Raw genomic sequence first — 19834 nt, 5'->3', positions numbered from 1 at the left:
ACGAAGGAAAGACGGCCAAATATTCCCATCTGTTTTAACGGCCATACGCTTAAAAAATAAGCTCTGTTTCTGATTGGCAAAGACGTTATACCGCCGCAGGCTATACTCTTTGTACTCCCCTTGAAATATAACGATGCTAGGAAGCCGCCATGAATAACATTACGTCGAATGCACCTGGTCAGGAGTGGGATGCTGGCCAATATGCTAAAAACGCTGATTTTGTTCCCAAATTGGGTAGTGATGTCGTTAAGCTGCTCTCGCCTCAACCGGGCCAGCGTATTTTAGATCTTGGCTGCGGTGACGGCGCCTTAACCGAGCGATTGGTGCAACTCGGCGCTGATGTGTTAGGCGTTGATACTTCAGAGGAAATGGTGGAAGCCACCCGCCAGCGCGGCATTACCGCGCGCCAGGTTGATGCGCATGATCTTCCGTTTGACCACGAATTCGACGCTGTTTTTAGTAACGCTGCTCTGCATTGGATGCTTGACCCACAGGCGGTACTGTCTGGCGTTAAGCGCGCGTTGAAACCAGGCGGCCGGTTTGTCGCTGAGTTTGGTGGACACGGCAACGTTGCGGCCATTTGCACCGCGCTGATTGCGTCGCTTCAGTTTCGCGGGGTTAGCGCTCGCGGGCGGCATCCATGGTATTTCCCAACCACCGAAGAGTACGCTCATTTGTTACAAACCGTTGGGTTTCAGGTGGATTCCATTGAGCTAATTCCCCGCCCTACTGCGCTACCTACGGGCATGGCAGGATGGATTGAAACCTTCGCCAGCCCGTTTTTACATGGGCTGGAAGAGGATCTTCGCCACTCCATAATTGATAACACCATTATGCTGCTGAGCCATAGTTTAAACGATGGCCAGGGCAACTGGACCGCTGACTACGTGCGCTTGCGGGTATCAGCCCACGTCTAATTTTTACTGAGAAGACGTTCTACTCAGCACCCTGACCAGGCTTGTTAACCTTCGTAACAGCCCGGTCAGGCGAAATACTAAAGCGTTTATTTAAAACTCATCCCAATCATCAGCGGTCGTTTCTTTAACGCCAACCTCTCGGGAAGGCTTTTTAGTAGAGGAGCGAGTCTCCTTAGACCATGATGTGGGCAATACAGAAGACGCCGAATGTACTGGTGTTTTACTTGCCTGCTCATCAAGGCGAAAAGTTGCCATGAGTTCGGCTAATTGACGCGCCTGATTCTCAAGCGCCCCAGCGGCGGCACTGGTTTGTTGCACCAGTGCGGCATTTTGCTGAGTGACTGAATCCATTTCAGTCAGCGCCGCATTTATTTGCTCGATACCACCGTTTTGCTCACGGCTTGCCGTTGAGATTTCGCTCATCAGCGCGGTTACCTGGCCGATTGCCTGAACCGTTTGCTGAATGGTTTGGCCACTGCGTTCGGCCTGCGCGGCGCCCCCTGTGATTTGCGACGTCGTTTGCTCAATTAAGCCACGAATTTCCTTTGCGGATTCCGCACTACGGGTGGCAAGTAAACGAACCTCACTGGCAACGACCGCAAACCCTCGCCCTTGCTCGCCGGCTCTCGCCGCTTCAACCGACGCATTAAGCGCCAGGATATTGGTTTGAAAGGCAATCGAGTCGATCACACCGATAATATCGTTAACCCGATTCGCGCTGGCCGCAATATCGCGCATCAACTGCACCGTATGCTGAACCTCTTCACCACCCGCCTTGGCAGACTGCGAAGCCGCCACCGACAGTTGGTCGGCAGTTTCAGCCGTTTCGGCGTTTTTGCTCACCGTGGTCGACATCTCCTCCATACTCGAAGCCGTCTGCTGAAGCGCCGATGCTTGCTGCTCGGTTCGTGAAGAGAGATCCTGGCTTCCAACCGAGATATCACCTGCACCGCTAAAGACACTTTCACTGCTGCTTCTTAACGCCAGCACCAGTGCTTTAAGCTTGGTTTGCATGGATGCCAACGCGCTAAATAGTCGCCCTATCTCGTTACGTCCTCCAGCATCGATATGGCCGGTCAGATCCCCATCGGCAATGTGAGAAAAATGCGCCATCGCCTGGTTAAGCGGGTTCACAACGCCTTTCATCATGGCAATCCGAATAACAACAGCGGCGATTAACGATATGATTAGTAAGGCAATCGCAATAGCTCCAATGGTTTGGGTCAGTTGGTCAACCTGATCAATCACGCGCTGGCCTCGCGCCTCGGTATAAGTGATAAAGCGTTCCATCGCCTCATCCAACTGCGCGCCACTTTCGCCAACGGCCTCTTGGCGCCGCTGCACCTGAAACGGCGGCGCCTCCAATAACGGCAACATGCCCTCGGTGACAAACACCTCATAGGCACTGACGATGGCGTCACGATAAGTGGCAAGCTCACTGCCCGCTGGCACGGGCAAGGTCTGGAACTCTTCAAACCTGTCCTGAGCCGCCGCTAAGGCTTCGGAGGCGAGCTGCAAACTTTCCTGCCCTTTTTCAGGATTGCCTTGAGTACTCAAACTGGCAAAGCGATCTAAAAAGGTTTGTGCTCTGAGTGCATTTACCTGCGTGCGGTTAGCCAAATTAGTTAAGCGCACGTTGATGTCAGCAAGCTCCTCCAGGGCTTGGGAGCTTATGTGGTTGGCATAAAATCCTAGCCCGCTGATTAGCCCAATCATAAGTACCATCAAGGCTAGCGCAGCAGTCAAACTCCATTTAATAGATAAATGCTTCATGCTATTGATCCCTTGGCTTTTTTATAAGTCGTTTGAGGAAGTATCGGCAAGAGTAAACCAAGCTGGAGCAGAATATGGCGGGCTATCGACCTATGTATAAGGCGGCACATAAAAAACCCACCGCGGCCTAAGCCGGGGTGGGTGGTTTACATCACCGTTTGTGTAAGCGGCGGTATTTTTAATCTTTAAGCGTTGCCATATCAATAACAAAGCGATAGCGCACGCCGCCTTTCTCCATGCGCTCGAAGCCTTCGTTAATGTTGTTGATATCCAGCATTTCGATATCGCAGGTAATATTCTGCTCAGCGCACAGCTGGAGCAGTTCCTCGGTTTCAGCAATGCCGCCGATCAGCGAGCCCGCTACTACTCGGCGCTTGAATACCAGATTGAAGGCTTCAATAGCTGGCTCAATAGGCTCCAAAAGGCCAACTATGATATGCGTGCCATCGTATTTGAGTGACGTAAGATAAGGGTTCAGGTCGTGCTGTACCGGTACGGTATCCAGCATGAAATCGAAGGTTTCCGCCACCGCATCCATTTGTGCTTGGTCGCTCGATACCACAACGTGATCAGCGCCGCTGCGCTTGGCTTCTTCCACCTTGGCATCAGAGCGGGTAAATACGGTAACTTCCGCTCCTAGCGCTTTGGCAAGCTTCACACCCATATGGCCAAGGCCGCCCATGCCAATCACACCTACCTTGTGCCCCTTACCTACGCCGTGATGCTTAAGCGGTGAATAAGTGGTAATACCGGCACACAAAATCGGCGCGGCGGAGGCAAGGTCAATACCGTCCGGCATTTTCAGCACGAAGTGCTCGCTGACAACGATGGCGTCCGAGTAACCGCCCTGAGTAATAGTACCGTCCTGTCGATCAGGGCTGCCGTAGGTCATAGTAAACCCCTCCAGGCAGTACTGCTCCACGCCATCTTTGCAGGCGCTGCAGGTCCTGCAGGAGTCGACCATGCAGCCGACACCCACCAGGTCGCCTTCCTTGAAGCGGCTCACCTTGTCGCCTACTGCGGTGACACGGCCCACGATTTCATGGCCGGGCACGACCGGGTACTGACTCATGCCCCAATCGTTACGGGCAAAGTGCAGGTCGCTGTGACAAACCCCACAATAAAGAATCTCAATGGCGACATCATCAGCACGCGGTTGACGACGCTCAAATGAAAAAGGCGCTAACGGTTTATCCGCCGCAAAGGCAGCATAGGATTTGGCTTGGCTCATCAGATAAAACTCCTTAAATCGGTGATCCTCTTGACCACGAGGATGCCTAACCATTATTCGCCGATTGAGCAGTAATAACGATGAGCGAAGCTCCGTATTTTTTGCCTATTCCTCCACACTAGTGTGATAAAATAACAAAAAATAACCAATATTTTGGCATTATTATCCAAATCCACCCATTTTAAACATTTCTGGCAGGTCTTTATGAGCACGCTGCTACCTACCTACCCGCCCTTAGCACGCATTATTGAAGCGCTAACCAAGGCAGACGGCATCACCCAGACGCACTTACCCGGCGTCTCACTGCTGTGTCTGGGGCGCCATCAAGCGCGCACTCCGTTACTCTACGAGCCCAGTCTGACCGTTATTGCCCTGGGCCGAAAAGTGGGCTATCTGGGCGATCGTGAAATTCACTATAACCCCGGGCACTACTTGGTACAGACCCTACCTCTGCCGTTTGAGTGTGAAACCCATGGTTCACCCGAAGCGCCGCTGCTGGGTATTTCGGTAAAGCTAGACCCGGCGCTGTTAAGTGAAATGGTCATGGCCATGGGCAATATCAGCGCACCGACTATTTCCCCGAAACCCATGGCGTCGGTTGCCATGACATCAGGCATGCAGGAGGCGGTGGATCGGCTAGCCGGTACACTGACTTGCGAAACAGAATGCGCAATCATGGGAGCAGCACGCATTCGTGAGGTGGTTTTCGAGGCGCTGAAAGGGGAGCAAGGGCCAGCGCTTAGAGCACTAGTAAACGGCCAAGGGCACTACTCACGAATAGTGCAGGTGCTGTCGAAGCTTCATGTAAGCTTCGCTGATGAGTTTAGGGTCGAGCAGTTGGCCCAGCAGGCCAGTATGAGCGTTTCGACGTTTCATCATTATTTCAAGCAGATTACTCGCGCTTCCCCAGCCCAGTATCTTAAGCGGCTGCGGCTAATAAAAGCTCAGCAGCTTCTGTCGCAGCAGGAGCATAACGTCAATCAGGCGGCATTGGCGGTGGGCTATCGCAGCGTGCCGCAATTTAGCCGCGACTATAAACGCTACTTCGGCGAATCTCCCCTGCAACATCGCCGCCAGGAGCAAATGCTGCAGGGGTAATGATCGCTTACTTGGCTAGCTCACTTGGCAAAGATTTGGCTCTTGTCCTTGAACGCCTTGAACTCTAGCGCGTTACCACAGGGGTCGAGCAGGAACATGGTGGCTTGCTCACCCACTTCGCCTTTAAAGCGCACGTAGGGCTCAATTACAAAAACGGTATTGCGCGACTTCAGGCGCTCAGCAAGCTCTTCCCACTCATCCCACTCCAGAATTACGCCGAAATGCGGCACTGGTACGTCGTGGCCATCTACAGGATTGGTATGGGCATTTTCTTGGCTGGGCGTTTTAGGATGCCCATGAATCACAAGTTGGTGACCAAAGAAGTTGAAGTCGACCCAGTTGTCACTGGAACGCCCTTCTTCCAGGCCGAAAACGTCATTGTAAAAAGCCCGGGCTAATGCCACATCGTAAACCGGGATGGCCAGATGGAAAGGGGAAAGGCTCATGGTGGTCTCCTGTTCGCTATCGTTTTGTAATGCGTGGCACAGAGTGCCAACCTGTATTAGTCATCCTAGGCCGAGCCATATAAAAATAAAATCAATATCTTTTTCATTAACTCACAAATATTATTTATCAATGATACGAGAATTGAAAACCTTAACGGCCGTCGCTCAAGAAGGCACCTTTGCCTCAGCAGGCCAAAAGATCGGCTTGACGCAAGCGGCTGTCAGCGCACAGATGAAACGGCTGGAAGAGCAGTTGGGCGTTACCCTGTTTGCCCGAAAAGGTCGCGCGGCGGTATTAACGGCGCAAGGCCAGGAAGTCCTTCAACAGGCGCATACCCTATTAGCCCTTTACCGGACGCTTGGCGAAGCCAATACCGGTAAGCCTGCCAGCACGCCGGTGAACATTGGCGCTATCGCCTCCATTCAGCGCTCGCTACTGCCCAGTGCCCTGGCTCGCTTTCACCGAGCCTATCCAGACTGCCAAAGCCGCGTGCTGCCGGGGCTTTCCATGGCGCTGGTCAATCAGGTGGATGCAGGCGAGCTTGATATGGCGGCCATTATTCGCCCGTCTTTCTCGCTGCACAGCGATTTACGCTGGACACCGCTGGCCCATGAACCTTACCGGCTGATCGTCCCGGCTTTTATTGAGGATGATGGCTGGCGCGAGCTGCTCAGCCGCGAGCCTTTTGTGCGTTACGACCGTACCTCGTTTGGTGGTCGTCAGGTCGACCGCTTTTTACGCGCCCAGCATTGCCACGTACGTGAACTGTGTGAGGTGGACGAGCTGGATACCATTATTCAGCTGGTTGCCAACGGCGTGGGCATTGCTCTGGTACCCGAAGTGACCGCACTGCAGCCCTGGCCAACCGCGGTACGCGCCATCTCACTCGGCGAGCATACGTTTCATCGCGATGTAGGGTTGATCCATCGCGCCAGTAGTCAGTTGAGCGCTCCAGCGCGCGCCCTTGCCCAACTGATTTGTGAAGCTGCCAATCCTCATTATTGAAGCCAAAAAAAACGCTAGCCCCTTTCAAGGGGCTAGCGTTATCGAGCGCACCTGATATGGCACGTTATTGCATTCAGGTTTGAGTAAGCAAAACCTTACAGAGCAACTTCTTGTGTTTCGGCGTCCTGCTCTTCGCTTTGTGTATCAACGTTTTCGTCAGCGCTGCTTTCTTCACCGGCATCAGCGGCTTCTGATTCAGGCTGTACGTTTTCAACTTCCGTTTGAACGTCTGTGTCTGTTTCAGCAGCATTCATCGGCTCATTCAGTTTAAGCACCTCTGCCGTATACACACGCATTTCACGCAGTAGCTCCGGATTTTCGGAAAGGCGCTGGCCGTAGGACGGTACGATCTGGGTCAGTTTTTCCTGCCATGCATCGCTTTGCACCTGCTCAGCGAAAACGTTTTCCAGCAAATGCAGCATGATGGGTGGTGCGGTTGATGCACCCGGTGAAGCCCCCAGAAGTGCGGCGATTGAGCCGTCTTCAGAGCTTACTACTTCGGTACCAAACTGCAGCAGGCCACCACGCTCAGGGTCGTTCTTGATGATCTGAACCCGCTGACCGGCGGTCCACAGTTTCCAGTCGTCGGCGCTTGCTTCAGGATAGAAGCCCTGCAGCGCCTCAAAACGGTCATCGTCAGACATCATTACCTGACCAACCAAGTAGCGTACCAGGTTGAAGTTATGCAGACCTACCTGGGTAGTCGGCCAAAGATTGTCAAACGTGATGGAGCCAAACAGGTCAGTCCAGGAGCCTTCTTTCAAGAACTTGCTTGAGAACGTGGCAAACGGACCATAGAACAGTGCAGGTTGGCCATCCAGGTTACGGAAATCCATGTGTGGCACTGACATCGGCGGAGAACCTTCACCCGCTTTGGCGTACACCTTGATCTGGTGCTGAGAGACAACGTCAGGATTGGTGGTGTACAGGAACTGGCCACCCACCGGGAAACCGGCATAGGCATCCGCTTCGGGAATACCGGATTCCTGAAGCAGTGGCAAGGCTGCGCCGCCAGCACCAATAAACACAAACCGGGCGTCAACGGTAGACTCATCACCGCTTTCCAGGTTTTTAATCGTTACGTGCCAGGTATCGTCGTCATTACGCTCAAGGCCGCGCACTTCACTGTTAAGCGAGAGTGTGAAGTTATCGCTATCACCCAATCCTTCAATCATCTGGCGAGTCTGAGCACCATAGTTAACTTCTGTACCCATCTGCATGCGGGTCGCGGCAACCGGCTCGTTTTCATCACGACCGGCCATGACAAGCGGCATCCACTCAGCAATCTCTTGGCGATCTTCCGAGTATTCCATGCCTTCATACAGCGGGTTTTCAGTCATGCGTGCGTAACGTTCGCGCAGGAAAGCGACGTCGTCTTGCCCCCACACCAACGCGTGATGCGGCACTGAGTTGATAAAGGCTTTGGGGTCGCTCAGGATGCCCTGATCAACCTGATGGGCCCAGAACTGGCGGGAAACCTCAAACTGCTCGGTAACGTTAACTGCACGCTCAATTTCAACGTGATCGCCATCGCCCGGTGTATAGTTCATTTCCATGAAGGCAGAGTGGCCGCTGCCTGCGTTGTTCCAGGCGTTGGAACTCTCTTCAGCAACCTGACTCAGGCGCTCGTAAAGATGGATATCCCAATCAGGTTCTAATTCTTGAAGATAGGTACCTAGTGTGGCGCTCATGATACCGCCACCAATTAATACAACATCAACAGGCTCATCAGCCGAAACGGGCATCGCTGCCATCGCCAGAAGCGGTGTGCAGAGTAAAAAACTAAAACGTTTGTGCATGTCATATCCAGACGATACATAAATAACTTACCGAAGCTATAATCGCCCGGCATCGAGGGGGGTATAATTTGTCGACTAAAGTCTAACAAAATTACTTCTTTTCGGAAACCAGCGCGGCAGATAAGCCCAAAGGAAAGTAAGACATGAGACCGGAAGATCTTGAAAAACTGGTAACCCGTACAATGCCATTCGGCAAACACCAGGGCTGGCTGATTGCCGACCTGCCGGGGCCCTACCTTAACTGGTTTGCGCGGGAGGGATTTCCATCGGGAGAAATTGGCCAGTTGCTGCAACTGATGCAGGAGATTGACCATAACGGATTAAGCGACTTGCTTGACCCCTTACGCAAGCCCTCACAATAAGGTTATACGTTTGAGCGCAATGCCAGCGCCTGCTGGTATTCAGTGCGATAAGCTTCGGCATACTGTGTGGGGTCAGTAGGAAAGCGCCCCAGCGCCACGGCTAGCTCAAAAAAACCAGCGGCGGGCATATTCTCGCCTCGGCGGCTGACCACCAATGCAGCGATAAACGGCCGATGGGAAGCGGCATCGTCGCGCATAAGCTGTTCCAGCGCCTGCGCTACCCGCTGAATAGTACGTGGAGGCGTCAGGCCCAATGCCGCTGCCACTTGTTGATAGGTCATCGGTAATGTTTTTTCCGGTGCCGTGGCGAGTAATTGACGCACGGCAGTGGCAACATCTGTCATAAAAGTCCTGTTAATGACCCTCTCCATCACTACCCAGCGATGGCCCTTATGGCTGTCGTAATCGCTACTTACTATAACGCAGAAAGGGCCAGGGATTAGTGAAACCGGCTGTGCCTGGATCGACTTTCACGCATGAGTATCTTCTCAGCATCCAAAGTCGCAATGGGTACCTCATGCTGAGCGGGAATGTCTCCCGTTAGTTGAAGCGCCTGGTAGCGTAACGCACACACGCGTAAAAACGAGGTGAAATTACCTAGGTCGTGTCCGGCATCGATAGATTCATGATAAAGGCGAGTAATCAGCTGAGCCGTGTTCATACCGTCACGCGTGGCGATCTCTTCCAGAATGAGCCAGAAGTAGTGCTCCATTCGCACGCTCGTCACCATGCCATCAATACGCAGTGAATGCGTCGCGCTGGACCACAGCTCAGGATTGGCGTGAATAAAGAGTTTGCACATGGGTGTGATCTCTTAACGTTCAGATGAGTCGTTAGCATAGCGGGCAACTACGCTACGCGCCTAATGTCTGAAGGTGCATGTCTGGTAGGTGCATGCCGGTTAGGCGCGTAGGCTTCGCTTTATATGCTTACGATAACGATCCAGTGCTCACTTGTTTAGCAGCGCCATAAACTGAGCAAGCCAAGCCGGGTGTGCTGGCCAAGCGGGCGCCGTTACCAGGTTGCCATCGGTTACCGCGTCACTTACGTCGATGCTGGCGAAATGCCCGCCCGCAAGCTCAACTTCTGGCTGGCAAGCGGGGTATGCAGAACACTGCCTTCCTTCGAGCACTTTTGCAGCGGCTAACAGTTGTGCGCCGTGGCAAATCGCGGCGACAGGCTTGTTGGCTTCAAAAAAGTGCCGAACCATCGTTAACACATCCTGATTCAAACGTAGGTATTCCGGAGCACGCCCACCGGGTACCACCAGGGCATCATAATCAGCGGGATCGATACGCTCAAAATCGGCATTGAGCGCAAATCGGTGGCCAGGTTTTTCAGAATAGGTTTGATCACCTTCGAAATCATGAATCGCCGTCGCCACGGTGTCACCCGATGCCTTGCCAGGGCAAACAGCATCGACCTGATGGCCAACTGCCATCAATGCCTGGAAAGGAACCATAGTTTCGTAATCTTCAGTAAAGTCGCCAGTAATCATCAAGATACGCTTGCTGCTCATCTCCGCACTCCTTATTGTTTTATCATCGAGCACACGCTGAGTGTGTAACACAAGCCTAACAAGCGCTTTTACTTCAGGGGTAGTACGTCATTACTACACTGTTTTTATGGCCAAGAACGCGCCTTCAAAGCGGTAAGTGAATAATCGCGCGCTTTATCTGGTGCTCTTCAAGCCATAATTTGCCAAGCGTAATAGGTAGTTTAAAGCGACGCTTGCCCGCCGCGCCGGGGTTAAATAGCAGGCGATCCTCTTGCCACTCGTTACGCGGCTTGTGAGAGTGGCCATGCAACACCACATCACAAGGCGTCGCTTCATCGAAATCGATAAGGCGATGTACCAGATGCAGCCGCCAACCATTTACGTCAAGCGAATGGGTTAGCGACAATGACTCGGCCCATGGAGCGGTATCGATGTTGCCCTTAACCACAAACAGCGGCGCTATTTGCTCAAGGCGATCAAGAATGGACTGATTTTCCTGCTTTTGGCCGACATCGCCTAAATGAAGAATGAGCCCACACCCCGTTAAGTAAGTGAGGGCTTCGTCGCGTAGCAACCCATGCGTGTCGGCAATCACGCCGACAGGCGCGTCGAGCGTCAATAGGGGCTCGGGCTTAGCGCACGAGGTCACTAATGGATTCCTTACCGTTCAAGAGTGTGAACTCCTTATCTTTCAACGTAGGTGTTTTTACAACGTGCAGTAAGGCATGAGCAACATCTGCCCGGGTAATGGATTGTTCAGGAGATGCCTCCAACGTTCCGGCAAATCCGTGCGTTGCCTTCTCATCAGTCAAGGGGCCCGGCTTGAGGATGACGTGGGGAACTTTGGCAAAGCGTAGGTGGCTATCGGCTGCAAACTTGGCAGCCATGTAAGGGCGCATCTTTTCGGGTGCATCCAAAGGGCGCTCTGCGCGAATAGCGCTCACCATAATATAGCGATCAAGCCCTTTTTCACTGGCAATGTCGGCAGCTCTGATGGCACCGAACAGATCAATCATGAGCGTTTTATCAGGGCCGGTGTGTGGTCCAGAACCAGCGGTGAACACCACCTGATTGCAGCCTTCAAAGGCGTGTTCAAGCTCACCTTCAAGGTCGGCAACCACCGTTTCGATGCCGCGTTCAGTAAACCAGGCAGCTTGCTCATCCTTGCGCACCATGGCCTTGATCGGCACATCAGCCTGTTTGGCCAGCTCGCAAAACTGTTTACCGATCTGCCCGTTGGCACCAATCACTAATGTCGTCATTTCGTCTCCCTGGTTGGCTTACATTCCATGGCTATCTATTAATGAGTGCAGGCACCTCGTCTATAAATCAACCCTTAGAACGCAAAACAGCGAACGTGCCCAGGGCACGCTCGCTGAAAGAAAGTACTGCGGTGGCGGTTAGTTTAATCGCGTAGGTGCCTTGTGTTGTGGCAATGACAGCGTAGGCTCCCCTGCGTTATCGCTGACCCGGAAGCGACTAACCAGCGTATGCATATCGCCGGCACGCCCATCAAGCTCCTGACTCGCGCTTGAAGCATCCTGCACCAGGCGGGCATTCTGATGGGTTACCTGATCTAGCTGGGAAATCGCCTGGTTGATTTGCTCGATCCCCGTCGACTGCTCCTGCGTTGCTTCCGCAATTTCCGTGACGTAGCGCGTGACTTCAGAGAGGCTATCAATAATTTCCTGAAGATGCATGCTGGAGGCATTCACCAACTGCTCACCCTCGCTGACCTTGGCCACGCTATCATCGGCCAGATGACGGATTTGCGCCGCCTCATCCGCACTGCGCCCGGCAAGCTTACGAACTTCCTGGGCAACTACCGCAAAGCCACGCCCCTGCTCTCCCGCACGAGCGGCCTCAACGGAGGCGTTTAGCGCCAGCAAGTTGGTCTGGAAGGCAATATCGTCAATGGCTTTAATGATCGAGGTGATTTTCTCACTCGCTTCACGGATGTCGCTCATCGCCGCTGTGGTGCGTTTGGCGACATCACCTGCCGAACGTGCCCGCTGATCGACACTGCCACTGGCATCTTTGGCCTGGTCGGCATAGTCAGCGGTTTGCTTAACCGTTGCGGTAATTTGCTCAAGACTTGACGCTGTTTCCGCAAGCGAAGCGGACTGCTGGTCGGTACGCTGGGAGAGGTTTTCATTACCGCTGGCAATCTGTCGGCTACTCGCAGCAATGGCCTCAGCGCTTTCCCGAATCTGTGCGACCATACCTTCAAACGTATCCATCATCCGGTTAAAGGCCTGAGCGGTTTGGCCCACTTCATCGTTGTGACGAAGTGCCAGCCGCATGGAAAGATCGGCATTTTCACCGGCAGCTCCGCTAATACTTTCCATCTGGCGGCGCATGGCGACCAGCGGACCTAAAACGCGAACCAGCGTGCGCCAGCCAAAAATTGCCAGCAATACGATCACGATGAGTGTGACGCTAATCAGCAGCGTACGGCCTGCATTCGCCAACGTTTCAGCTTGCCCCGCGGCGCTATCCGCCTGTTCAACTGCGTAAATCTCTATATTGTGCAGCTGAGCGCGCATGCTATCCATCGCGCTGGCCACCTCGCCCAACGCTATCTGAACGCGTAACGCCATCTCCAGCTGTTGTTCGCGAAGCATGAAAACTGAATCCGCATTTCCCACCATCAAGCTTTCAAGATCCACGATAATCTGATCGAGCTCGCCAATCAGGACACGCTGCTCAACTTCAGTACTGGACGCATTGGCAATGGCGTTAAGCGACTGGCGGGCAAGCATGACTTGCTGGGCAATCTCGTTAGCACGCAGATGCATCAGGGCATCCTGGCTCTCCGCCAGGGTTATCTGCCTGCCCAGATCGGCAAGCAGCGCAACCGCCATGCGTACATTACCGCTAAGCTGGCCGATATCGGCCTGACCTTCAAACATGTTATCAAGTAGCTGCGTCGGCAGCGTGGTCATACCATCTTCGCGCCACGCCATCATTAGCTCACGCTGATTGCGCTTATGGCGCACCTGAGCCAAGGCGGTACGCCCTGCAATATCCTCAGCGCTCAGCATCACTTTATCGATCATTTCCTCCATCTGCGCCAGGCGCTCCTTCATCTGCGCGGTCAGCAAAAGCTCTTCTCGGCGAACCTGCTCCAGCACCGTATCGCTCACGATCAATTGCTGATAGTCAGTATCAATAGTCGCTAACTGGTCGCGCTGCTCAATAGCGGTTTTGCCGTTGCGCAAAGTGTCGAATGCCTTATCAAAACGCGATGAAAGTAACGCTTGGGCCGTAACTTGATCGATGTTGCTTGCGTCGGCGGCCAGTAAGGCGGCATGTCGCTGACCAAATGCCCCCATCGTCAGCACAAGGTTGCGGCTGGTATTTTGTAACGGCATGACGTCATTGGTAATGTAGCGCTGGGAGTTAATCAGTTGCTGGTTGGTCGCCCACCCAGTCACGGCCAGCACTAAGGCGCCGACGACCGCAGCAAGAAATAGCGCGATCAACATGGCGCGGATACTCAAAGATCTTTTCATATTTTTTTCGCTGTCAGGGGAGGAGTCGAAATTTGTCGCTCAAGGGGTAAGCGACGACCAGTTCACCGGTTCAAAATGTCCATTACGAATGATGGTGGGCCAAACGGCATGACTGGCTTGATGATTGTCGGGGTTGAGCATCAACGGCTCTTCCAATCCAATGTCGATGTTTCCTAAACTGAGTAATCCATCAACAATGCTTTCTCTATCCGGCTGCTCTCCGGCAGATTTAAGTCCTTCAACGAACAGCTTGGCCGCCAAATACCCCTCTAACGAAATAAAGCTAGGTTCGGCGTCGCTTGCGTAGTGCTTTAAAGCTGCGTGGTAGCTTTCAACAGCGGGCAATGTTGATTCCAACGGTGGCACCACCTGGGTAACCATGACGCCCTCGGCCATATCGCCCAGCTCATCAACCAGTGCCTGGCTACCGACAAAGGAAACGTTCAGAAAGAGCACATCTTCAAGGTCCTTGCGGGCCTCACGGATAAAGTCGGCAGCGGGGCCAAACGTACTGACAATGATAATGGCGCGTGGAGGGACCGGCGCCTGAAGAATGGTGGCAAGTCCTTGATGGATATTGCGTGTGCCTCGGGTAAATCGGCCATGCACGAGGCGATCCGTGTCCTCAAACCCTTCCCCATGCAGAGCGCTTATCGCGCCATAATAGCCCGCATCGCCAAAACTATCGTTTTGGGTAAAGAACGCAATCTCTTCTGGCGCTATCCCGGCTTCCAATAGTCCGTTAATCATCGTGGCGGTTTCTTCTGCGTAGCTCGCCCGATAATTAATGATATAGCGATCAGGAGGAGACTGGCGCAACAGTCCTGCCCCGGTGAATGCACCGAATAACAGCATTTGCTGTTGATTATGAACCGTAACGGTTACGGCAGCCGTTGGCGTTCCCACGTTGCCGATAGCGGCCAGGATGCTCTCGTCGGCGCTTAGTTCCCGCGTATGCTGTGCGGCCAGTAAAGGATTGTACCGGTCATCACGTGCAACCAGCGTCAGGGGCTGTCCATTGACACCACCAGCTGCGTTTATTTCAGCAAAATAGGCATTGATACCTTCCTGCATTCCCAGTCCCATAGAGGCGGCACCGCCCGTTTCCGGTGCCACAATACCGAATTTCAGCTCGGCCTGAGCTAAGGGCGAAGCTAACACTCCCATCAAAATCAGTATTTTCAGCTTTCGCATTGCCCTTCCTTCAAGTGTATAGCTTAAGTAGTTTTCTCGAGCTGCAATGGCTTTCACTGCTCAGTATTTACATGCTCGCCCGCGCAGGTGAAGAAGGTTTGATCTACTCACCGCTTTGCACTGAATCGATTCGCCTACAGGCATATCGGCCGCAAAGCATACGACTAAATAACTATTTTCTTTTGGGAAAAATGCTATTTCTTGTTAATACTTGATACTCATAAGAAAAATCGCTTAATAGGCACCTATAAAAAAAGCGAACTCAATGAGTTCGCTTTAAAAAAGAGGTTCAGCTAACAGCTAAACCTAAAGCCCTGCTTAGAAGGTTTCTGCTTCTGGCTCGGCAAGCCTACGTGGCTGGCTGGAGCGGGCCTGTGAAGGTAAGGCTAAGTGGTTCTGTCCCGCGCTGTCGCTAACCCGGAAGCGGCTAACCAGCGTATGCATATCGCCGGCACGCTCATCAAGCTCTTGGCTCGCGCTTGAAGCATCCTGTACCAGGCGGGCATTCTGGTGGGTTACCTGATCTAGCTGGGAAATCGCCTGGTTGATCTGCTCGATCCCCGTCGACTGCTCTTGCGTTGCGTCGGCGATCTCGGTCACGTAACGCGTGACTTCAGAGAGGCTATCGATAATTTCCTGGAGATGCGTGCTGGAAGCATTTACCAACTGCTCACCCTCGCTGACCTTGGCCACGCTATCATCGACCAGATGGCGGATTTGTGCTGCCTCATCCGCACTGCGCCCGGCAAGCTTACGCACTTCCTGGGCCACCACTGCAAAGCCACGCCCCTGTTCGCCTGCCCGAGCGGCCTCAACGGAGGCATTTAGCGCCAGCAAGTTGGTCTGGAAGGCAATATCGTCAATGGCTTTGATGATTGAGGTGATTTTCTCGCTCGCTTCACGGATGTCACTCATCGCGGCCGTAGTGCGCTTGGCGACATCGCCTGCCGAACGTGCCCGCTGATCGACACTGCCACTGGCATCTTTCGCTTGATATGCGTAGTCGGCGGTTTGCTTCACTGTCGAGGTGATTTGCTCAAGGCTCGACGCCGTTTCCGCAAGCGAAGCGGACTGTTGGTCGGTACGCTGGGAGAGGTTTTCATTACCGCTGGCAATCTGTCGGCTACTCGCAGCAATGGCCTCAGCGCTTTCCCGAATTTGTGCAACCATGCCCTCGAACGTATCCATCATACGATTGAAGGCCTGGGCGGTTTGGCCCACTTCATCATTGCGCTGTAACGTCAGGCGCTGTGAAAGGTCGGCATTTTCACCGGCGGCACCGCTAATGTTTTCCATCTGACGGCGCATGGCGACCAGCGGGCCTAGAACACGTACCAGCGTGCGCCAGCCAAAGATGGCCAGTAGCACAACAACCCCAAGCGTTACGCTGATGAGCAGCGTTAAACCGGTAGCCGCCAAGGCTTCAGCCCGATTAACGGCACTATCCGCCTGAGCAACGGCATAGCTTTCTACCTCGCCTAGCGCTTGCTGCATTGCCTGCATGGCGCTTGCGACATTCGTAAGCGCTATTTGAACCTGCTCGCTGAGTTCTAGCTGCTGTTCACGCAGCATGGATACCGACATAGGGCCGGTTACCATGATGCTTTCAAGTTCATCGACTACCTCAGACAGCGCATTAACCATGCGCGCCTGATTTCTATCGGAATTAGGCGCATCGAGAATAGCGGCTAACGAATCACGTACCTGGCTAAACTGCGTTTCAATAAACTGCTGACGCAACATGGAAAGCATACCGCTATTGGGCGCCTGTACCATTTGATGGCCATAACCTGCCAACATCGCCAGGGCCGTGCGCACATCGGCACTATAACGCCCTATATTCGCACCCTGAACAAACAAACCATCCAGAATCGTTGTGGGTAGCGTGGTCATGTCATCTTCACGCCACGCCTCCATAAGATCTCTTTGATCACGCTGGTAGCGCTGCTGGTTAAGCACCGAAACGTTAGCGATCTCTTCAGCGCTACTCATGGCGCTACTCACAAACATTTCCATGTTGCCCAGTTGGGCGTCCATTTCCGCCTTCAGGTTAAGCTCAACCTGACGCACCATTTCAAGCTCAGCATCACCGTCCAATAACGCATTATAATGACTATCGAGGGTTGCCAGCTGCGCTTGAGCCCCGTCCTTTTCCAGCGCTTCGCGTGCATCCATAAAGCGTTGATTAAGCGCCTCTTCAGAGACGATGTTTTCCAGAGCAGACTCACTTTCTGCGGCAAGCAGCTCGTTATGGCGTTGTCCAAAGGCGGCCATGGTCAGCACCAAACGACGGCTGGCATCCTGAAGGGGAAGCACCTCACCGGTAATATAGTGCTGAGAGTTGATAAGCCGCTGGTTGGTAAACCAACCGGTAACGGCAAGCGCAACCGCGCCCAGCATTGCCATGATAAAAAGGCTAATTAACATGGCGCGGATACTGAAAGTCTTTTTCATTATGGGTGTTCGCTTGTGTCAGAAGTTATGCAGGTAACGTCTGCTTTTTTTGAAAAAGCACATCTAATAAGGCGGCTAAGGATAACCGTTTAGAGCAGGAATCCGGTATTCATATTCCAAAAAAGTCGATATAAATGGCGGCCTTGAGCGCCATTACGACGTTCTTTTCAATAACGGATCTCACAGGGGTAGTATCGGCAGGAAATAGTTTAACTAAAGCTTATTTACAACTAACTTAAATTAGCATTGTTTTGTAAAAATCTTGTTGAATCCGTTGCCAACCCAAGCACCGGGCAGTCGTTTTTCCTAAATTGTCTCTGACATTGTCTTTGACATAGCGCCCAACATAGCCCGGTGCAGACTTGCTAACTAAGCCGGGCGCTCAATAGCAAAGCGGTCGGTTGCACGAGCGTAGTCACTACCCGCTAGCCGGCCGATAGGCTTGAGTAAATCGATATCTACATGACGACCATCCCATACGGCGTCGTCGATATGAATAGACACTATCTGCGCCAACACCAGCGTACCCGCCAAAGGCTGGTCGCCAAAGCGAATCAAATCATAAAGCTTGCAACCAAAGGCAACCGGGGATGCTGCGATACGTGGTACCGAGACACCAGCCATTGGCGCTTTCTCAAGCCCTGCAAGCGTAAACTCATCTTCCTCTCTGGGCAGGCTGGCACTGGTTGTGTTCAGCGCCTCGATCAGCGCTTCACTGCCAATATGCACCACGCATTCCGGTAATTCCTCTAGATTGCGTATTGTATCTTTCGGCTGCCCGCTGCCATCTAGAAGCGGCGAAAAGGCCAAGACAGGCGGGGTTACGCTTGCCACATTGAAAAACGAAAAGGGAGCAAGATTGTCCTTTCCACGGGCATCCTGAGTAGCTACCCACGCAATCGGGCGTGGGCAGATACTTCCTGAGAGCAGACGATAAATAATCCCAGCGCTTAACGGGGAATCCTCTAATAAATAGTCGCTCATTCGTTGCTCCTTGATTGCCAGGCGTGAGAGTAGTATCACTTTATAACAGCACGCTATCGGCGCTGCCTTTTTTTGATGATTTTACACCGACCAAGGACCTGCCAATGAAGATCGTGATTGCCGATGATTATCAGGACTGTGTGCGTCACCTGGATGCCTTTGCTGCACTGAGCGGGCATGACGTAACGGTTTATCACGATACGCTGACCGACCTGGAGGCGCTGGTCGAGCGTTTTCAGCCAGCGGATGCTTTAGTGCTCATTCGTGAACGTACTCCTATCACCGCAGAGCTCCTGGAACGCTTGCCTAATTTAAAAGTAATTAGCCAAACTGGCGGCGGCGCAGCTCATGTGGATCTCAAGGCCTGTCAGCGTCATGGCATCACGGTAATGGCGGGTAAAGGCTCGCCCTACGCGGCGGCTGAACTGACCTGGGGGCTGATTCTGTCAGCCATGCGTCACTTACCCGAAGAGGTCGCCAACCTTAAGGCTGGTCGTTGGCAACAAACGCTAGGTACCGGGCTGAAGGGACGCACACTAGGGATTTTCGGTTTCGGAAAAATAGGCAGCCTGGTGGCCCGCTACGCCCAGGCATTCGAGATGAACGTGCTGATATGGGGACGCGAAGGCACCCAGGCACGCGCGCTTGAGGCAGGTTTAACGGTTGCCGAGAGCCAGAACGATCTTTTTCAACGCGCCGATGTGCTGAGCCTGCACCTGCGCCTAAACAATGAGACCCGCGGTATAGTCACCGAAGATCACCTTGCCCGCATGAAGTCCACCGCTCTTCTGGTCAATACCAGCCGCGCACCGTTGGTCGCCCCGGGCGCTTTGGTCAGCGCCCTCAAGGCAGGCAGGCCGGGGCGTGCGGCGGTCGATGTTTTCGACAGTGAACCCGCGCATGATGATCCGCTCATTCAACTGCCCAACTGCGTGGCGACCCCTCACTTGGGTTATGTCGAAAAAGATAGCTATGAGCTCTATTTCGGCGATGCCTTTGCAAATCTAAATGCATTTAATAACGGCGAGCCGGTCACTAACCTCGCCTCTTGATCCCCTGGTTGCACCCTCCTCTGTGTCAACTGTGCTAGCCTTATAACTCACGTGTGACACAGAGGACTGGATGCTCACTATTTCCAACCATGTTGCCCTAGCCGACTGGGAAATCGATATTAGCCAAATCCGAGCCCAGGGGGCTGGTGGCCAGAACGTCAACAAAGTGGCGTCAGCGGTGCACTTACGCTTTGATATTTTGCGCTCTACGTTGCCTGCGTTTTATAAGGAACGTTTGATGGCGCTTAATGATCAGCGCATCAGTAAAGAGGGCGTGGTAATTATCAAGGCGCAAAGCTATCGCACGCTGGAGCTTAATAAAGAAGACGCCCTTGCGCGCTTGAAAGAACTGATCATCAGTGCGACCAAGCAGCAGAAAGTGCGCCGCCCTACCAAGCCGACAAAAGGCTCCCAGCGACGCCGTGTTGACCATAAAACCCGCAAAGGCAAAATCAAATCGCTACGTGGTAAGGTTTCCACCTCATAAGCACCACAAAGTACATTG

At 53.2% G+C, this 19834-nt stretch carries 19 protein-coding genes; 6 read left to right on the top strand and 13 right to left on the bottom strand.

Translation table 11 applies throughout. The annotated features are described in order from the left end of the window. Positions 1-149: 149 nt before the first annotated feature. Positions 150-917, top strand: coding sequence for a class I SAM-dependent methyltransferase (locus D467_RS0105930; RefSeq protein ID WP_018916598.1), 768 nt, complete (start codon positions 150-152; stop codon positions 915-917). Between the two features lie 90 nt (positions 918-1007). Here D467_RS0105930 and D467_RS0105925 read toward each other — a convergent pair whose 3' ends face one another. Next, the gene (locus D467_RS0105925; protein WP_018916597.1) at positions 1008-2690 is read right to left on the bottom strand and encodes a methyl-accepting chemotaxis protein; all 1683 of its coding nucleotides are present in this window, start codon (positions 2688-2690) and stop codon (positions 1008-1010) included. Positions 2691-2868: 178 nt separating this feature from the next. After that, the gene (locus tag D467_RS0105920) at positions 2869-3921 is read right to left on the bottom strand and encodes an NAD(P)-dependent alcohol dehydrogenase (protein WP_018916596.1); all 1053 of its coding nucleotides are present in this window, start codon (positions 3919-3921) and stop codon (positions 2869-2871) included. Positions 3922-4125: 204 nt separating this feature from the next. Between D467_RS0105920 and D467_RS0105915 the strand changes: the two genes are divergently transcribed. Next, positions 4126-5019, top strand: a complete 894-nt coding sequence (locus D467_RS0105915) for an AraC family transcriptional regulator (protein WP_018916595.1) — start codon at positions 4126-4128, stop codon at positions 5017-5019. Between the two features lie 20 nt (positions 5020-5039). Here the strand turns inward: D467_RS0105915 and D467_RS0105910 are convergent, their stop codons facing one another. Beyond that, positions 5040-5465, bottom strand: a complete 426-nt coding sequence (locus tag D467_RS0105910; RefSeq protein WP_018916594.1) for a VOC family protein — start codon at positions 5463-5465, stop codon at positions 5040-5042. Between the two features lie 130 nt (positions 5466-5595). On the opposite strand from D467_RS0105910, the gene D467_RS0105905 reads away from it, so the two are divergent. After that, positions 5596-6471 carry a LysR family transcriptional regulator gene (locus tag D467_RS0105905; RefSeq protein WP_026285628.1) on the top strand — a complete coding sequence of 292 codons (876 nt, stop codon included), beginning with the start codon at positions 5596-5598 and terminating at the stop codon, positions 6469-6471. A 95-nt stretch (positions 6472-6566) separates the two neighbouring features. Here the strand turns inward: D467_RS0105905 and mqo are convergent, their stop codons facing one another. After that, positions 6567-8270: a malate dehydrogenase (quinone) gene (gene mqo, locus D467_RS0105900; protein ID WP_018916592.1), complete on the bottom strand. Its 1704-nt coding sequence runs from the start codon at positions 8268-8270 to the stop codon at positions 6567-6569. 143 nt (positions 8271-8413) lie between these two features. Here mqo and D467_RS0105895 point away from each other — a divergent pair, with 143 nt between their 5' ends. Beyond that, entirely contained in the window at positions 8414-8632 is a 219-nt protein-coding gene (locus D467_RS0105895; protein ID WP_018916591.1) for a DUF3820 family protein, read from the top strand. Between the two features lie 2 nt (positions 8633-8634). On the opposite strand, the gene D467_RS0105890 is transcribed toward D467_RS0105895, so the two are convergent. The 9 genes from D467_RS0105890 to D467_RS0105850 form a co-directional block, all read right to left on the bottom strand. After that, positions 8635-8976: a hypothetical protein gene (locus tag D467_RS0105890; RefSeq protein WP_018916590.1), complete on the bottom strand. Its 342-nt coding sequence runs from the start codon at positions 8974-8976 to the stop codon at positions 8635-8637. A gap of 95 nt (positions 8977-9071) precedes the next feature. After that, positions 9072-9434 (bottom strand): ribbon-helix-helix domain-containing protein, encoded by a 363-nt coding sequence (locus tag D467_RS0105885; RefSeq protein WP_018916589.1) that lies wholly within the window; start codon positions 9432-9434, stop codon positions 9072-9074. Between the two features lie 147 nt (positions 9435-9581). Continuing rightward, positions 9582-10151 (bottom strand): DJ-1/PfpI family protein, encoded by a 570-nt coding sequence (locus tag D467_RS0105880; protein WP_018916588.1) that lies wholly within the window; start codon positions 10149-10151, stop codon positions 9582-9584. A gap of 124 nt (positions 10152-10275) precedes the next feature. Continuing rightward, positions 10276-10779: a metallophosphoesterase family protein gene (locus D467_RS0105875; RefSeq protein WP_018916587.1), complete on the bottom strand. Its 504-nt coding sequence runs from the start codon at positions 10777-10779 to the stop codon at positions 10276-10278. Further along, entirely contained in the window at positions 10763-11392 is a 630-nt protein-coding gene (locus D467_RS0105870; protein WP_018916586.1) for an SDR family oxidoreductase, read from the bottom strand. The genes D467_RS0105875 and D467_RS0105870 overlap by 17 nt, the downstream gene beginning before the upstream one ends. Positions 11393-11530: 138 nt before the next feature. Continuing rightward, entirely contained in the window at positions 11531-13645 is a 2115-nt protein-coding gene (locus D467_RS0105865) for a methyl-accepting chemotaxis protein (protein WP_026285626.1), read from the bottom strand. A gap of 39 nt (positions 13646-13684) precedes the next feature. Further along, the gene (locus D467_RS0105860) at positions 13685-14839 is read right to left on the bottom strand and encodes an ABC transporter substrate-binding protein (RefSeq protein ID WP_018916584.1); all 1155 of its coding nucleotides are present in this window, start codon (positions 14837-14839) and stop codon (positions 13685-13687) included. A 318-nt stretch (positions 14840-15157) separates the two neighbouring features. After that, positions 15158-17293, bottom strand: coding sequence for a methyl-accepting chemotaxis protein (locus D467_RS0105855; protein WP_018916583.1), 2136 nt, complete (start codon positions 17291-17293; stop codon positions 15158-15160). 369 nt (positions 17294-17662) lie between these two features. Next, positions 17663-18277 (bottom strand): flavin reductase family protein, encoded by a 615-nt coding sequence (locus D467_RS0105850; RefSeq protein WP_018916582.1) that lies wholly within the window; start codon positions 18275-18277, stop codon positions 17663-17665. Between the two features lie 104 nt (positions 18278-18381). On the opposite strand from D467_RS0105850, the gene D467_RS0105845 reads away from it, so the two are divergent. Together D467_RS0105845 and arfB are read left to right on the top strand one after the other, a co-directional pair. Continuing rightward, a complete protein-coding gene (locus tag D467_RS0105845; RefSeq protein WP_018916581.1) occupies positions 18382-19329 on the top strand; it encodes a D-2-hydroxyacid dehydrogenase family protein in 948 nt (315 codons plus the stop codon). 70 nt (positions 19330-19399) lie between these two features. Further along, positions 19400-19816: an alternative ribosome rescue aminoacyl-tRNA hydrolase ArfB gene (gene arfB, locus D467_RS0105840; protein ID WP_018916580.1), complete on the top strand. Its 417-nt coding sequence runs from the start codon at positions 19400-19402 to the stop codon at positions 19814-19816. The last annotated feature ends 18 nt before the right edge of the window (positions 19817-19834 follow it).

The sequence above is a fragment of the Vreelandella zhanjiangensis DSM 21076 genome, from assembly GCF_000377665.1.
Classification (GTDB): domain Bacteria; phylum Pseudomonadota; class Gammaproteobacteria; order Pseudomonadales; family Halomonadaceae; genus Vreelandella; species Vreelandella zhanjiangensis.
Note: the sequence above shows the minus strand (reverse complement) of the source record. Positions and strands in the feature narration are given on the sequence as shown.

Coding starts and splice junctions, on each gene's coding strand:
- D467_RS0105865 (WP_026285626.1), bottom strand. CDS start 13,645: ATGAAAAGATCTTTGAGTATCCGCGCCATGTTGATCGCGCTATTTCTT.
- D467_RS0105930 (WP_018916598.1), top strand. CDS start 150: ATGAATAACATTACGTCGAATGCACCTGGTCAGGAGTGGGATGCTGGC.
- D467_RS0105920 (WP_018916596.1), bottom strand. CDS start 3,921: ATGAGCCAAGCCAAATCCTATGCTGCCTTTGCGGCGGATAAACCGTTA.
- D467_RS0105860 (WP_018916584.1), bottom strand. CDS start 14,839: ATGCGAAAGCTGAAAATACTGATTTTGATGGGAGTGTTAGCTTCGCCC.
- D467_RS0105880 (WP_018916588.1), bottom strand. CDS start 10,151: ATGAGCAGCAAGCGTATCTTGATGATTACTGGCGACTTTACTGAAGAT.
- D467_RS0105890 (WP_018916590.1), bottom strand. CDS start 8,976: ATGACAGATGTTGCCACTGCCGTGCGTCAATTACTCGCCACGGCACCG.
- D467_RS0105855 (WP_018916583.1), bottom strand. CDS start 17,293: ATGAAAAAGACTTTCAGTATCCGCGCCATGTTAATTAGCCTTTTTATC.
- D467_RS0105885 (WP_018916589.1), bottom strand. CDS start 9,434: ATGTGCAAACTCTTTATTCACGCCAATCCTGAGCTGTGGTCCAGCGCG.
- D467_RS0105895 (WP_018916591.1), top strand. CDS start 8,414: ATGAGACCGGAAGATCTTGAAAAACTGGTAACCCGTACAATGCCATTC.
- D467_RS0105850 (WP_018916582.1), bottom strand. CDS start 18,277: ATGAGCGACTATTTATTAGAGGATTCCCCGTTAAGCGCTGGGATTATT.
- D467_RS0105845 (WP_018916581.1), top strand. CDS start 18,382: ATGAAGATCGTGATTGCCGATGATTATCAGGACTGTGTGCGTCACCTG.
- D467_RS0105870 (WP_018916586.1), bottom strand. CDS start 11,392: ATGACGACATTAGTGATTGGTGCCAACGGGCAGATCGGTAAACAGTTT.
- arfB (WP_018916580.1), top strand. CDS start 19,400: ATGCTCACTATTTCCAACCATGTTGCCCTAGCCGACTGGGAAATCGAT.
- D467_RS0105910 (WP_018916594.1), bottom strand. CDS start 5,465: ATGAGCCTTTCCCCTTTCCATCTGGCCATCCCGGTTTACGATGTGGCA.
- D467_RS0105905 (WP_026285628.1), top strand. CDS start 5,596: ATGATACGAGAATTGAAAACCTTAACGGCCGTCGCTCAAGAAGGCACC.
- D467_RS0105915 (WP_018916595.1), top strand. CDS start 4,126: ATGAGCACGCTGCTACCTACCTACCCGCCCTTAGCACGCATTATTGAA.
- D467_RS0105925 (WP_018916597.1), bottom strand. CDS start 2,690: ATGAAGCATTTATCTATTAAATGGAGTTTGACTGCTGCGCTAGCCTTG.
- mqo (WP_018916592.1), bottom strand. CDS start 8,270: ATGCACAAACGTTTTAGTTTTTTACTCTGCACACCGCTTCTGGCGATG.